Source organism: Streptomyces sp. NPDC052225, assembly GCF_040679615.1.
Lineage (GTDB): Bacteria > Actinomycetota > Actinomycetes > Streptomycetales > Streptomycetaceae > Streptomyces.
Genome location: NZ_JBFAVD010000029.1, coordinates 1 through 14,205 on the forward strand (window position 1 = coordinate 1; position 14,205 = coordinate 14,205).

Annotated in this window: 12 protein-coding genes; 3 read left to right on the forward strand and 9 right to left on the reverse strand. The window is 71.3% G+C overall.

Going from position 1 to position 14,205, the window contains the following annotated elements:
* Positions 1-110: 110 nt before the first annotated feature.
* Positions 111-1,067 (reverse strand): superoxide dismutase, encoded by a 957-nt coding sequence (locus AB0L37_RS31870; RefSeq protein WP_365513251.1) that lies wholly within the window; start codon positions 1,065-1,067, stop codon positions 111-113.
* 293 nt (positions 1,068-1,360) lie between these two features.
* Here AB0L37_RS31870 and AB0L37_RS31875 point away from each other — a divergent pair, with 293 nt between their 5' ends.
* Together AB0L37_RS31875 and AB0L37_RS31880 are read left to right on the forward strand one after the other, a co-directional pair.
* Positions 1,361-3,100, forward strand: a complete 1,740-nt coding sequence (locus AB0L37_RS31875; protein WP_365513253.1) for a S8 family peptidase — start codon at positions 1,361-1,363, stop codon at positions 3,098-3,100.
* 61 nt (positions 3,101-3,161) lie between these two features.
* The gene (locus tag AB0L37_RS31880) at positions 3,162-3,752 is read left to right on the forward strand and encodes a hypothetical protein (RefSeq protein WP_365513256.1); all 591 of its coding nucleotides are present in this window, start codon (positions 3,162-3,164) and stop codon (positions 3,750-3,752) included.
* 60 nt (positions 3,753-3,812) lie between these two features.
* On the opposite strand, the gene AB0L37_RS31885 is transcribed toward AB0L37_RS31880, so the two are convergent.
* The 6 genes from AB0L37_RS31885 to AB0L37_RS31910 all read right to left on the reverse strand — a co-directional run bounded on the left by AB0L37_RS31885 (position 3,813) and on the right by AB0L37_RS31910 (position 11,003).
* Positions 3,813-6,893, reverse strand: coding sequence for an NPCBM/NEW2 domain-containing protein (locus AB0L37_RS31885; protein ID WP_365513259.1), 3,081 nt, complete (start codon positions 6,891-6,893; stop codon positions 3,813-3,815).
* A gap of 137 nt (positions 6,894-7,030) precedes the next feature.
* Positions 7,031-8,260 (reverse strand): cysteine--1-D-myo-inosityl 2-amino-2-deoxy-alpha-D-glucopyranoside ligase, encoded by a 1,230-nt coding sequence (gene mshC / locus AB0L37_RS31890; RefSeq protein WP_365513262.1) that lies wholly within the window; start codon positions 8,258-8,260, stop codon positions 7,031-7,033.
* A gap of 91 nt (positions 8,261-8,351) precedes the next feature.
* Positions 8,352-8,798, reverse strand: coding sequence for an SRPBCC domain-containing protein (locus AB0L37_RS31895; RefSeq protein WP_365513264.1), 447 nt, complete (start codon positions 8,796-8,798; stop codon positions 8,352-8,354).
* Between the two features lie 58 nt (positions 8,799-8,856).
* Positions 8,857-9,696, reverse strand: coding sequence for an SCO1664 family protein (locus tag AB0L37_RS31900; RefSeq protein WP_365513266.1), 840 nt, complete (start codon positions 9,694-9,696; stop codon positions 8,857-8,859).
* Positions 9,660-10,250: a DUF3090 domain-containing protein gene (locus AB0L37_RS31905; RefSeq protein WP_365513268.1), complete on the reverse strand. Its 591-nt coding sequence runs from the start codon at positions 10,248-10,250 to the stop codon at positions 9,660-9,662. Before AB0L37_RS31905 ends, AB0L37_RS31900 begins: the two co-directional genes overlap by 37 nt.
* Positions 10,251-10,316: 66 nt before the next feature.
* Positions 10,317-11,003, reverse strand: a complete 687-nt coding sequence (locus AB0L37_RS31910) for a histidine phosphatase family protein (protein ID WP_365513271.1) — start codon at positions 11,001-11,003, stop codon at positions 10,317-10,319.
* Positions 11,004-11,065: 62 nt separating this feature from the next.
* Between AB0L37_RS31910 and corA the strand changes: the two genes are divergently transcribed.
* A complete protein-coding gene (corA, locus tag AB0L37_RS31915; RefSeq protein ID WP_365513274.1) occupies positions 11,066-12,067 on the forward strand; it encodes a magnesium/cobalt transporter CorA in 1,002 nt (333 codons plus the stop codon).
* A gap of 12 nt (positions 12,068-12,079) precedes the next feature.
* Here corA and AB0L37_RS31920 read toward each other — a convergent pair whose 3' ends face one another.
* On the reverse strand, positions 12,080-12,868 hold the full coding sequence (locus AB0L37_RS31920) for a ferritin-like domain-containing protein (protein WP_365513277.1): 789 nt from the start codon (positions 12,866-12,868) through the stop codon (positions 12,080-12,082).
* A gap of 231 nt (positions 12,869-13,099) precedes the next feature.
* A complete protein-coding gene (locus AB0L37_RS31925) occupies positions 13,100-14,155 on the reverse strand; it encodes an LLM class F420-dependent oxidoreductase (RefSeq protein ID WP_365513280.1) in 1,056 nt (351 codons plus the stop codon).
* Positions 14,156-14,205: the final 50 nt, after the last annotated feature.

The window sequence follows — 14,205 nt, forward strand, 5'->3', positions numbered from 1 at the left end:
TTTGGTGTGCTCTCGGTCCCCCCGGGCGCCGGCGCGGCGGCGGGCGGGGGGGTCTGCGGTGGTGTGCGGGGGGGCGGCGCGGCCGGCGCCGCGCCCCGGCCCCTTTCCCCTCACACCTGGTCGACGGCGATCGCGTCGTAGTCGGTGTCCGGCGTGGGCACCTCCACGTCGAAGCGGGCGTTCGGCAGGTAGAGCCGCCGCCCGTACGCGGCGATGGTCGTCGGGATCCGGAAGAGCGGGTCCGTGATCCGGGCCACGGCGACCCCGCGCGTGCCGGCCGCGTCGAGCCGGAACACGTCGATCGCGTTCTGCCACTGCTGCGCCACGTACATCAGGCGCCCCAGGAGCAGGATCCCGTCCCCGTTCGGCACGGTCGCCCCGCCGAGGTCGACGGCGCGTGCGACGCCCGTACGCGGATCGACGCGCATCAGACTGCCGCCGCCCGCGATGGTGTTGACGACGATCAGCGCCCGCCCGTCGGGGGTGCGCGCGATGCCGTTGGCCGTGAAGTCGGGGCCCTGCTCCCAGTCGCCCTTCAACGGCAGGGTCCACACCCGGCCGGGCTCTCCGTGCCGGCCGAGCGCGAGCCCGTACAGCTGCGGCTTGTACGAGTCGGTGAACCACGCGGCGCCGGGCGTGAGGACCACGTCGTTCACCATCGTGCCGTCGGATCCGACGACGTACGTCTTCTCGATCCGGCCGTCGCGGGCCGACGCCACACGGATCTCGCGGCTGGTGCCGCCCGCGAGATAGAGCCTGCCGTAGTCGTTGATCTTGAGTCCGGCGGTGGGATGCGCCGCGCCCAGGCCGGTCGGGACGACTGCGCCGCGTCCCGTGGCCAGCGAAGCGCGGTACAGGTCGCCGCCCGCGAGGGAGCCGAAGTACGCGTACGGGGCCGTGCCGATGGCGATGCCCTCGGGCTGGAATCCGTTCGGCAGGGGGAAACGGGTGGGCCAACCGGCCGCCGTCGTACGGGAATCGGCCGCGCGGGCGGTGCCCGCGGCAATGCCCAGGAAGCCGGCCGCCGATGCGGCCATGAAGCTTCTTCGTGCGAAGGAACGGTGCATGGAGCGTCCTTCCGCGAGGGGCCGGAGCGGCGTTGCCGCCACCCGGCCGAAGGGTCAACAGACGCTCATACCCCACCACATGACCCATCTCCCCGCAGGCTTTGGCCGGTTTGTTGGGTGACATCGGTTTCCAGCCGAATTGCAGGGGGTTCCCCCTTCAACTTGATTTCAAACGCCCTTGGGAAATGAGGGGTTTACGAGTGGGCCGAGCCGTAGCAGGGTGAGCCCCGACGAGCGCGGCACAGCACGGACACACCCGTACGACCAGACAGGGCGAGGGGAGCTGTGGAGCGATGACCGACCAGCACGCGGAGCCGGCGCGAGGCCCGGGAGCCGCGGGTCCAGGACCGGACGGATCCGGTTTCACCTATCGCGGAGCCGAGGAGGAACTGATCGTCGTCGCGCGGCCGGAGGCCCGGCTGCGCGCCCAGACGGACGGGGTCCGCTCGGCCGCGGGCGCCGATGTATCGGCGCTGAACATGTTCCTCGGGGACGAACAGCTCGCCCTGGAGCCGCTGTTCGGCAGCGAGGAGCGGTTGCAGGGCGTCACCGAGGCGTCTGCGGCGGGGGCCGACTTCCCCGATCTGGCGCTGTTCTACCGGGTGCGCGGCGGCGCCGACCGCGCGCAGGAGCTGCGGTCACGGATCGCGGCGCTGCCGGAGATCGACACGGCGTACGTGAAGCCGGGCGCGGTGCCGGCCGGCTCGGCGGCCGAGTTCGACGAGGCCCGGCGGATGAAGGAGAAGTCGGCCGCGACGCCCGACTTCTCGGGCAGGCAGCGGTACCTGGGCCCGGCGCCCGAGGGCATCGACGCGCAGTGGGCGTGGCAGCGGCTCGGCGGCAGCGGCGAGGGCGTCACGGTGATCGACGTCGAGGGCGCCTGGCAGCTCGGACACGAGGACCTGTCGGCGAAGCTGGCCGGCGTCGTGGTCGGCACACCGATCGCGGACGTGGCGTGGCGCAACCACGGCACGGCCGTCCTCGGGGTGATCGGCGGTGACCGCGACGCGCGCGGGATCACCGGGATCGCGCCGGAGGCCGTGACCGCGGCGGCGTCGTTCCAGGGCATCGGCACGGCCGCGGCGATCCACGCGGCGGCCGAGCGGCTGAACCCGGGCGACATCGTCCTGATCGAACTGCACCGCCCGGGACCGCGGTTCGACTTCGCGCCGCGGGACGACCAGCGCGGCTACATCGCCCTGGAGTGGTGGCCGGACGACTTCGCGGCGATCTCGTACGCGACGGCGAAGGGCATCGTGGTCGTCGGCGCGGCGGGCAACGGCGCCGAGTCGCTCGACGACGCGGTGTACGAGCGCCGCCCGGAGGAGTTCCCGGCGTGGTGGCACAACCCGTTCAACCCGTCGAACCGCTCCTCCGGCGCGGTCCTGGTGGGCGCGGGCGCGCCGCCTCCGGGCACGCACGGCCGCGACCACGGCCCGGACCGCTCGCGGCTCGCGTTCTCCAACTACGGTGCCCGCGTGGACGCCCAGGGCTGGGGCCGCGAGGTCACGACGACCGGCGGCTCCTGGAACGGGCCCGGCGATCTCCAGGGCGGCGCCGAGGAGATCGCCTGGTACACCGACACCTTCTCCGGCACCTCGTCCGCCTCCCCGGTGGTCGTCGGCGCGCTGGCCGCGCTCCAAGGCATGCTCAAGGCCGGCGGCCGGCGCCCGATGACGTCGCAGCGGGCCCGCGAGGTCCTGCGGGCGACCGGCTCACCGCAGCAGGACGCCCCCGGCCGGCCCGCCTCGCAGCGGATCGGCAACCGGCCCGACCTCAAGGGAGCGGTCACGAACCTGCTGCCCTCGACGGTGGGCTCGGGCCAGGCCGAGCGGTACTGGGACGAGCTGATCCCGTATCCGTCCGAACTCCCGCCGCGGCTACGGCTGTTCGTGGCAGGCACCTGGCGCAACCTGAACCACCCGTCCCCCGAGATCCGGCAGGCGGTCCACTCCGCCTTCGCGGGCGGACAGCCGGACGTACGCGTCTGGTTCTCGGACGACGAGATCGTCGGCCTGGTGGTCACGGGCTGACGTACGGCACACACGACCACGACGACACCGCTACGACGACACGACGAGAAGGGGTACCCGCATGAGCACCACCCCGCAGATCGGTCAGCAGCAGCAACAGCAGCCCTATGGGCAGCAGCAGCCTTTCGGGCAGCAAGGCCAACAGGGCCGGCAGCAGGGCCTTCAGCCGATTCCGCGCAACGCCCAGCAGGGCCAGCAGCAGGACATCCAGGGTCCGAGCACCATGCCGCCGCAGTTCGGCCAGCAATCCGGACAGCAGCTTCCGCAGCACCTTCAGCAGCAGCTCCAGCAGATGGGCCAGCAGCAGCCCTTCCAGCAGCTGCTGCACCAGATGGGCCAGCCCGGCCAGCAGTCCGGCCAGCAGCAGTCCGGCCGGCAGAGCGAGGTGCCGCAGGCCGAGGTCCCGGAGGTCTCGACGCGGGCCCTGGTCACGGGCGTCGCGCAGAACTTCTTCGACTACGTGCAGCCACTGCCCGGTCAGGCCGAGCTCCTGTACCTGTTCGTCGACAACGCCTGGCGCGTCCTGGTGAACCCGGTCGACGAGACGCACCAGATGGTCCAGCAGGCGTTCGCCTACGGGCAGCAGGTCATCGCCTTCTACGACAGTGCCGCCAACCCCGGTCTCATCGTCGGCGTGGCCATCACCCGCTGACGTGATCCGACCGCGGCGCCGGGCGGGAGAGACGGCTACCCCGCCCGGCGCCGCTCCCTGTCAACTACCGCTGCCGCAGGCGAACTCGGCAGCCGCCCAGTCCCCGTGGTCCCCGGTCTTCGACCCGTTCGTGTCGGTCACCTTCAGGTGGACGTGGCGCGCGCCCGTCACGTCGACGTCGACCGGCACGGTCGCCGAGGCGCCCGTCACCTTCGGCGAGGTCCACAGCACCTTGCCGTCGGCCTCGACGGAGAAGGCGACCTCCCCGTACCCGTTGATCTCGTCGTCGATCCCGACATCGGCGGTCAGCTTCGTGCACTGCCCGCCGAGGTAGACCTCGATGTCGGAGTCGGCGTGCACACCGATCCCCTTCGCGTACGTCTTCCCGGCGAGGGTGAGGGGGTGGCCGTCGGTGGCGCCGGACTCGCCGTTGCTGCGGTCGCGCTCGGCGGGCCCGTAGCCGTTGGTGGACCTCAGCCACACGAGGTCGCTCGCCCAGGCGTCACCGGTGGGCGGTGGCGGCATCACGGAGACCGCGAAGTGCCCCTGGGCGGTGCGCTGTTGACCGGCGGCACGATAGCGGGCGGTCGCGGTGAGCGCCTGCTCCCCCGCGGTGGCGCCGGCGGCCGGGGTGACGGCGACCTCGACGCGCCGGGTGGTGCCGGCCGGGATCCGGTCGACGGTGACGGCGTCGCCGACGCGCCAGCCCTCGGGTGCGTCGACGGTCACGGCGACGTCGGTGGCGTCGCGGGTGCCCGCGGTGACATCGACGGCGACGGTGCCGCTCGCACCCGCGCCCAACTCCTGCCCGGTCGGGGCCGCGACGGCCGCGACGGCGCCCTGGACGGCCCCGCCCACGGCCGCGGTGTCGCGCAGGTCGAGGGTGAAGGCGCGGCCGGTGGACAGCTTCCCGGTCTTCACGAGGACGACGCCGCCCCGCTCGTCCCGGTCGTAGAACCACCCGCTCCCGGCCCTGTCGTACGCGCTCCTCGAGTCGAGCCGCGCCAACTTCTTCCCATCCAGCTCGACTTGGGAGGGCGCGTCACCGGTGTGCACGGTGAACGCGTACGGCCGTGCGCTCTGCTTCCCCCGGTACGTCCCTTCGCTCGCACCGATCCGGACCCGCACGTCGCCGGGGCCCGACCTCGGGGCGGTGACGTCGGCGCGCTGGGTCGCGTAGGCGCCGTCGCGGTGTGCGCGGGTGACGCCGTCGTCCTCGTACAGGCGGAAGGACGAGGACCCTTGCGGGTACACGTCCCAGGCGAGCGGCGAGTCCGCGTTCCGGTCGGCGTACGAGCGGATGCCGGGCCACATCGGGACGGCGGCGCCGCCCTTCACGAACAGCGGCAGCGTGTCGAGCGGCGCGCTGTAGCCGTCGACCGTGGTCGGGCCCTGGTAGACGCGACCGGTCCAGTAGTCGGTCCACGTCCCCTTCGGCAGATAGATCCCGTCGCGGACGGCGGTGTCCTTGTAGACGGGCGCGACGAGGAAGTCCTCGCCGGTCAGGAACTCGTACTTGGCGGCGTCGGTCGCGGCCTTCGGGTCGTCCGGGTATTCGAGGGCGAGCGGCCGTACGGCGCCGACGCCGGTCTTCGTGGCCTCGTACGCGTACGAGTACAGGTACGGCAGCAGCGACTCGTGGAGCTTCTGGTACTTCCGGTTGATGGTGGTGTACGGCTCGCCCTGCCGGAACGGCTGCTTGTCGCTGGCCGCCCAGCCGTCCATCGTCATGGTCACCGGCAGCAGCGACTTCCACTGCAGATCGCGTACGTACGTCTTGGGGCTGCCGCCGAAGATGCCGTCGACGTCCCCCGTCGTGTAGGCGAGCCCGGACATGGTCGCGCCCGCGTAGGTGGGTATCTGCCAGCGGATGTACTCCCAGGACCCGGACTGGTCGCCGGACCACTGCACGCCGCAGCGCTGGGCGCCGGCCCAGCTCTCGGGGGCCCAGGTGAAGCCGCGGGCATCGGAGTTGTCCTCGATGCCCTGGTACGCGGCCTTGCAGCCGTCGAGCGCGAACTTGTATCCGGCGCCGACCCAGGCGACGTCGAGCTTGGCGACGCGCTGCCCGGCCTTCACCTGGTCGGCGATCTTGTCGATGCCGTCCTCGGTCCACAGGCCGAGCTGGGTCTTGTTGGCCTGGAGACCCTTCGCCGTCTCGGCGAGGTTCTCGTAGCCGCACCCGTACCCGTCGTTGACGAGCATCCAGCCGAGCGGCATGTCGTGCTCGACGTACTGGTCGGAGATCTTCACGGCGTCCAGGGTGTGGCGCTCGCCGCGGTTGGCGTTGTGCAGGTAGCAGTCGGCGTCGCCGATCTCCAGGCCGTAGACGGGCGGCAGGAACGGTTTGCCGGTGAGCTTCGTGTACTGCCCGATGACGTCCTTGGCGCTGTCGGTGCCGCTGCCCGCGAAGTAGTACGCGTCGAAGCGGCGCTCCTCGGCCGCGGCGGTGACGGGCTCGCCGAAGGTGTAGGTGTTCGGGGCGAAGGTGTTCCGGAAGACGCCGTACCCAGCCGAGGAGAGGTAGAAGGGAACGGAGTTGGGGTGGCCCCCGTCGTTCCAGTTGTAGTCGACCTCGGCCTCGACGGTCTGCCCGCGCAGGCTGGTGTTGCCGCGCCCGTTCTGCATGCCGACGCCGTAGAACTGCTCGTCGGCGCCGCGCCCGAGGCTCTGGGTCGTGGAGTCGGCGGACCAGCTCAGGGGCGCGCTCTCGGACCACAGCCGGGTCCCGTCGTTCCTGAACAGGGCGAAGCGCAGCGGGGACTTGTACGCGCGCAGCGTGACCTGGTCGCTGCTGAGCTCGTACCGGTCGCTCTTCTCCTTCCAGCGGGTGGCGGGCGGCGCGCCCTGCGGCAGGACGATGGCGTCCCCGGCCGGGTCGGTGAACTTCCCGTCCGGCGCCACCTCGATCCGGAAGCTCTCCCCGGACACGAAACTGACGCGGGCCTCGGCGCTCCCGGCGTCGAAGGTGTAGCGGGACCCGTCGGGGTGGAAGCCGGTGATGTCGCCGAGGGAGCCGCTCTCGTCGGCGGCCTGCGCGGGGTGACCAGGCCCGAGGAGCGCGGCGGCGAGGCCGAGCGCTGCGAGGGCGACCAGAGATCTGAGACGTCTACGGCTGAACGTGCTCAATGCTGATTGCATGGGCAGTGTTTAGCGCAGAAATGAACACGGCGCTAGGGTACGAGAAAGCCCCTCCGGCGATTGAGGAGCGGGGTCCGGGGCAGAGCCCCGCGACCTCAACTCCTCCCACCAGAGGGGCTGTTCACGCCGGAGAAGACCTACAGCGCGACCCCGAGCAACGCGTCGACGGCCCGGGACACCACACCCGGCGCCCCCTCGTCCGCACCCCCGTCGACGGACTGGGCGGCAGCCCAGCGGTCCACGGCGGCCAGCGCGGCCGGCGCGTCCAGGTCGTTCGCCAGCGCCGCGCGGATCTCCTCGACCAGGCCGTCCGCCGGGATCCCGTCGGGCCGCGACACAGCGGCCCGCCACGTGCCGAGACGCTCCACCGCGTCGGCGAGCACCTGGTCCGTCCACTCCCAGTCGGCCCGGTAGTGGTGGGCCAGGAGCGCGAGCCGGATCGCGGCCGGGTCGACGCCGTCGCGCCGCAGCGCGGAGACGAAGACGAGATTGCCCTTGGACTTGGACATCTTCTCGCCGTCGAGAGCGACCATGCCGGCGTGCACGTACGCCTTGGCCATCGGGAACTCGCCGGTCAGGACCTGCGCGTGCGAGGCGCCCATCTCGTGGTGCGGGAAGGCCAGGTCGGATCCGCCGCCCTGGACGTCGAAGCCCATGCCGAGGTGGTCGAGGGCGATGGCGACACACTCGATGTGCCAGCCGGGGCGCCCCCGGCCGAGCGAGCCGCCGTCCCAGCTCGGCTCGCCGTCGCGGGCGGCCATCCAGAGCATCGGGTCGAGCGGGTTCTTCTTGCCCGGACGGTCCGGGTCGCCGCCCCGCTCGGCGGAGAGCAGCCGCATCGCGGCAGCGTCGAGGTTCGAGACGGACCCGAAGTGCGGGTCGGCCTCGACGGAGAAGTAGATGTCGCCCTCGAGTTCGTAGGCGGCACCGGCGTCACGGAGCCGCTCGACGAGCGGCACGATGCCGGGTATCGCCTCGACGGCGCCTATGTAGTGCTGCGGCGGCAGCATCCGCAGGGCGGTCATGTCCTCGCGGAAGAGGGCGGTCTCGCGCTCGGCGAGACCCTCCCACTCGATGCCGTCGCGCACGGCCCGCTCAAGCAGGGGATCGTCCACGTCCGTCACGTTCTGGACGTAGTGAACCTGCCGCTTGGTGTCGAGCCACACGCGCTGCACGAGGTCGAACGCGTTGTAGGTCGCCGCGTGACCCATATGGGTCGCGTCGTACGGCGTGATGCCGCAGACGTAGATACGGGCGACGGGACCGGGGTCAAGGGTGACGAGCCCACCGGTCGCGGTGTCGTGGATCCGAAGGTCGCGGCCCTTGCCAGGCAGGGCGGGGACCTCAGAAGCGGGCCAGGCATGCATGACATGAGCCTAACCGGACGGTGCTTCCGTATACGAACCGGACCTGGTCCGATGGCCGACGAGGCCCTCTTGCGCGGCCGGACGGCACGTGTCAGCCCTCGACCGTGGCGCGGATGGCGTCCGAGAGGCCGAAGTGGCGTATGCCGTGCAGCAGGTGGGCGCGCAGCCCGCACACGAAGTACGTCCAGCCCTGTGTCTGGCCCACGGCGCGGGCCGCGCCCTCGATGCCGTCGCCCATCGGCTGCTCGGTGATGGTGAGCCGGGTGGCCCCGGAAGCCTCGTCGGTCTCCGCCAGATCGATCGTCACGTCGCCGCCGGGCCAGCTCCAGGAGATCAGCCGATCCGTCTCGATCTCGCCGATCCGCACCTCGAACGTCGCGTCGACATGTCCGAAGCGCCAGGTCACGGTCGTGCCCGGAATCATCGGGGCGGACGCTTCCGCGACGAAGAAACTCGACAGCCCCTCGGGGCTGACGATGGTGTTGAACACGTCCTTGACCGGGCGGTCGATCCGGTCCTCGACAATCAGCTTGGTCATGTCCTCGAACGTAGCGCCGCCCACTGACAACCGCCCCCGGGCACCGAAGAACCGCAGGTCAGATCGGCGGCCACGGGATCGCGGGCCACTCGCCGCTCGGCTCCCGGTGCCTGCCGCTCTTGAGCAGGCCGGCCACCCGTTCCCGTACGGCTTCCAGCTCGGCCGCCGTGATCAGCTCGCCGAGCCGCACGGCCAGGGGTTCGCCGTCCGCCAGGCGGGCGCTGAGCGCCTCCAGGGCCGCGCTCGCCTCCTCGGTCAGCGGCTCCCCCGCCCAGCCCCACAGCAGGGTGCGCAGCTTGTCCTCGGTGTTGAAGGTGACGCCGTGGTCGATGCCGTACAGGTGCCCGTCGGCGTCGACGAGCAGATGGCCGCCCTTGCGGTCGCCGTTGTTGATCACCGCGTCGAGGACGGCGAGGCGGCGCAGCCGGGCGTCGTCGGCGTGCACGAGCAGCGCCGTGCGCCCCTCGCCGACCTCCGCGAAGCCGATCGCCTTCCAGCCCTCGCCGGGCTCCTCGCCCTCGACGAGCGCGAGCAGCTTGTCGCCCTCGTTCCCGCCTTCGGGGCCGTCGATCCACAGCTGGCACATGCCCTCGCCGTACGGCCCGTCGCGCAGCACGGTCGGCGGCACGAGCCCCCAGCCGAGCGCCTCGGAGACCTCGTACGCGGCGACCTCGCGCTGCGCGAGCGTGCCGTCCGGGAAGTCCCACAGCGGGCGCTCGCCGCGCACCGGCTTGTAAACGCACGTCCCCTCGCGGTCCTCGTACGTGACGGTGCACAGCAGGACGGCGTTGGACGCCTCACGGATCTGCCCCTGCACCTTCAGCTCCCCGCGCGTGAGCAGCGCGAGGTCGTCGCGGTCGCTCACGCGCCGCGCCGGTATCCGTTCTGGCGCGGACATACATGTCCCTCCGGGTCGAGCGGGAGACTGCACAGGGGGCACGGCGGGCGGCCGGCGTTCACGACGTCCAGGGCCCGCTTGGCGAAGGCGCGGGCCTGCGGCCCGGTGAGGCGGACGCGCAGCATCGGCGGCCCGTTCTCCTCGTCCTGGAGAAGCCTTTCCTCGGCCTCGGCCAGGTCCTCCTCGGAGTCGGCGTCCAGCTCGACCAGGGCCTGCGCCTCGACGATCATGCGCTGCTCGTCGCCGTCCCAGGCGAGGGCCATCGTGCCGACGCGGAACTCCTCCTCGACAGGGCTCTCCAGGGGCGCCGTGTCGGAGATGTCGACGGGCGCCGTGGCGGGGACGGGAGCGGCGCCGCCGCTGCGCCGCACGACCTCGTCGAGCAGCTCGTCCATGCGCTCCGCGAGCGCGGCCACCTGCGTCTTCTCCAGCGCCACGCTGGTGACGCGGGATCCTGCCGTGGCTTGCAGGAAGAAGGTGCGGCGCCCGGGCAGCCCGACCGTACCGGCCACGAAACGCTCCGGAGGGTCGTAGAGGAACACCTGACGGGACACGTCCTGTCTCCATGAGATCGGGGGGTCGACTGGCTTACCGGTGCTTCACCCTACTGCGGCCGACGATCACGGTGCGCCCGCGCCGCCCCCGACGGGTGCGTCCGGGCCCGGCGGCTCCGCGCGCGGCGCCAGGGACGCGAAGTCCCCGGTGTCACCGAGGCGAACGAGAAAGGGGCGCAGTCGCGTGTAACGGATGACGGTGATGGAACACGGCTCTACAGAGATGCGTTGAAAGAGGTCCAGATGAAGCCCGATGGCGTCCGCCACAAGGGACTTGATGATGTCGCCGTGCGAGCACATCGCATACACGGCGTCCGCGCCGTGGTCCCGCTCCACGCGCGCGTTCCACTCGCGCACCGCCTCCGCGGCCCGGTGCTGCATCTGCCGCATCGACTCGCCGCCGGGGAACGCGGCGGCCGTCGGGTGCTGCTGCACGACCTCCATGAGCGGTTCGTCGGCGAGTTCGGAGAGCTTGCGGCCCGACCAGTCGCCGTAGTCGCACTCGCCGATCCGGTCGTCGGTGTGCGGGGTCAGTGCGGGCCGCGCGGCGAGCAGCGGCGCGACGGTCTCCTGACAGCGCTGCAGGGGGCTGGTGACGACCTCCGCGAGGGGCACGTCCCGCAGTCGCTCGGGCAGGCGCGCGGCCTGCGCGGCGCCGCGCTCGTCGAGCGCCACGCCGGGGGTCCACCCGGCGAGCAGACCCGCGGTGTTGGCGGTGGACCGTCCGTGCCGGACAAGGATGAGCGTGGGCATGGGAGCCAGCCTAAAGCTCCATCGACGTGCGACCCCCGTACCCCCTGGGAAGAATGCCCCTCATGATCGTCGACTGCGCCATCTACAAGGACGGCCGCCGGACCGAGGGCCCGGGGGACTTCTCCGACGCGCTCGACGAGGCGCGGGCGGCGGGTGACGCCTTCGTGTGGATCGGGCTCCACGAGGCGACCGAGGACGAGTTCGACCGGGTCAGCCAGGAGTTCGGGCTGCATCCGCTCGCCGTGGAGGACGCCCTGAAGGCGCACCAGCGGCCGAAGCTGGAGGTCTACGACGACTCGCTGTTCGTGGTCCTCAAGCCGGTCGTGTACGAGCCGAACAGCGACAAGGTGTCCACCGGTGAACTGATGCTCTTCCTGGGCGACTCGTTCGTGGTGACGGTGCGGCACGGCGAGGGCGCGCCCCTGAAGACCGTACGGCAGCGCCTTGAAGCGGAGCCCGACGTCCTCAAGCAGGGCCCGACGGCGGTCTTCTACGCGATCGCCGACGCCACCGTCGACCACTACCTGGAGGTCGCGAACGAGCTCCAGACCGACCTGGAGGAGCTGGAGGCGGAGGTCTTCTCGCCGGACGGCGGCGGTTCGCGGGACACGGCGTCGCGGATCTACACCTTCAAGCGGCAGATCCTCGAATTCCGGCGCGCCACCGGGCCGTTGGCGATGCCGCTGGCCCGGCTGGCGGGGGTCGGGCCGTGGGGGCTCGCCCCGGTGCCGTTCGTCAACGAAGAGGCGAAACCGTTCTTCCGTGACGTCAACGACCACCTGACGCGGGTCAACGAGTCCGTGGACAGCCTCGACCGGCTGGTGTCGGACATCCTCTCCGCGCACCTGGCGCAGATGAGCGTGCGGCAGAACGACGACATGCGGAAGATCTCCGCGTGGGCGGCGATGGCCGCCGTGCCGACGATGATCGCGGGCATCTACGGCATGAACTTCGACCACATGCCGGAGCTGCACTGGGTCTGGTCGTACCCGGCGGTGATCATGCTGATGGCCGTGCTCGAACTGCTCCTTTTCCGCCTCTTCAAGCGACGCGGCTGGCTCTGACGGCCTTCTGGGTCACGCGAACTCCACGGACGTGGTCGCCGGTCCGCCCAGCGCGTCGCGGCGCTCCGGCATCTTCAGGGACACCATGCGCCGCCAGCCGCCGAGGCGCTCGTACGCGTACACGGCGTGGATCCCGGCGGCGAGCACGGCCGCCTTCGGCTTCGGCCAGCCCAGGATGCGCCCCATGCGGTCCATCACGGCGAGCGAGACGTCCCGGTAGACGGCGATCTCGGCGAGGGCGCACGCGCGCAGGGTGCGCTGGATCGTGCGGCCGTGGCCCGCGTAGGCGAAGCGGAGCAGTTCCTCGTGGCAGTAGGCGAGGTGGTTGTCCTCGTCGTTCGAGATCATCCGCACCGCGCGGCCGATGTCGGGGTGGCGCGCGAAGTGCTTGCGCAGCAGCTCCATCTGCTCGGAGGCGCGCTGTTCGGTGACGCGGCTGTGCGCCAGGTACGTGACGATGTCCTGCACCGTGAGCGGCTCGTCGCGCTTGAGCCGCTCGTGCGCGAGGCCGATGCCCTGCCGCTCCAGGAGCATCGTGTAGTCGGCCTCGTCGGGTACGGGCACCGGCTCCAGGCCGCGCTTTTTCATCAGGGCGTTGAAGATGCGCCCGTGTTTGTCCTCGTCGGCGCCGTGCCGCGCCACCTTGGGGGCGAGGGCGCGCTCGCTCTCGGGGACGAGCGCGGCGATCCGCCCGTTCTCCCAGCCGCCCTGGGCCTCGCCGCCGGCCGCGATGGAACAGAACAGCCGGAACGACTCGTCGTCGTCGAGGATCTCCTGGAACAGACTCTTGGCCGACAGCATCGTGTGTCCCTCCGTGCTCCACGCGGTTTTCCGCGGGTCCGCAAAGAACGAGTCAAATGCGGTGCATGGATCGGGGCAACATGTATGCGGGTCAACTCGGCCGAACGAAGGACCCCGGGCGAAGAGCCGGGCCGTAACCGCTCGCGCGGTGACGCGTTGTGTTCCGTGACGGCCGTGGCGGGGAAGACCCCCCGAGCCCCCACCACGGCCGCTGAAACGTCCTCCCCAGTGCTACGCCAGCCCGGCGCGCTCCACGGCCTCGACGCCCGCGCGCAGCGAGGCGAGGCGCTCGTCCAGGGTGAAGCCCGCCGGAGACAGCGTCAGCGTGGTGACGCCGGCAGCGGCGTAGGCCTGCATCCGCTCGGCGATCCGGTCCACGGAACCGAGCAGCGTGGTGGAGTCGATGAGCTGGTGCGGGATCGCCGCGGCGGCGCCGTCCTTGTCGCCCGACAGGTACTTGTTCTGGACCTCGGCGGCTTCCTTCTCGTAGCCCATGCGCTGGGCGAGCTGGTTGTAGAAGTTCTGCTTGGCGCTGCCCATGCCGCCCACGTACAGCGCCGTGTACGGGCGGAAGCCGTCGGCGAGCGTGGTGACGTCCTTGTCGTCGCCCACCGCGATCGGCACGGTCGGGCAGACGTCGAAGCCCTCCATCGTCTTGCCGGCCTTCTCGCGGCCCGCGCGCAGGTGCGCGATCGCGGTGTCCTCCAGGTGCTCGGCGGACGGGAAGATGAGCAGGGCGCCGTCGGCGATCTCGCCGGTCTGCTCCAGGTTCTTGGGGCCGATCGCGGCGATGTAGAGCGGAATGTGCTCGCGCTGCGGGTGCACGGTCAGCTTCAGGGCCTTGCCCGGGCCCTCGGGCAGCGGCAGGGTCCAGTGCGCGCCTTCGTAGGAGACCCGCTCACGGCTCATCGCCTTGCGCACGATGTCCACGTACTCACGGGTGCGCGCCAGCGGCTTGTCGAACTTCACGCCGTACCAACCCTCGGAGACCTGCGGTCCCGAGACGCCGAGGCCGAGGCGGAAACGGCCGCCGGAGAGCGTGTCCAGGGTCGCGGCGGTCATCGCCGTCATCGTGGGCTGGCGGGCCGGGATCTGCATGATGGCCGAGCCGACGTCGATCCGCTCGGTCTGAGCGGCCACGTACGAGAGCACGGTCACCGTGTCGGAGCCGTAGGCCTCGGCAGCCCAGCACACCGCGTAGCCGAGCTTGTCGGCCTCCTTCGCGACGGCCAGATTGTCGGTGTCCATGCCCAGGCCCCAGTACCCGAGGTTGATGCCGAGCTTCATTGACCACATCCCCTTAACGCCGTGCGGATCCGCTGGTTTACCCATCGGTA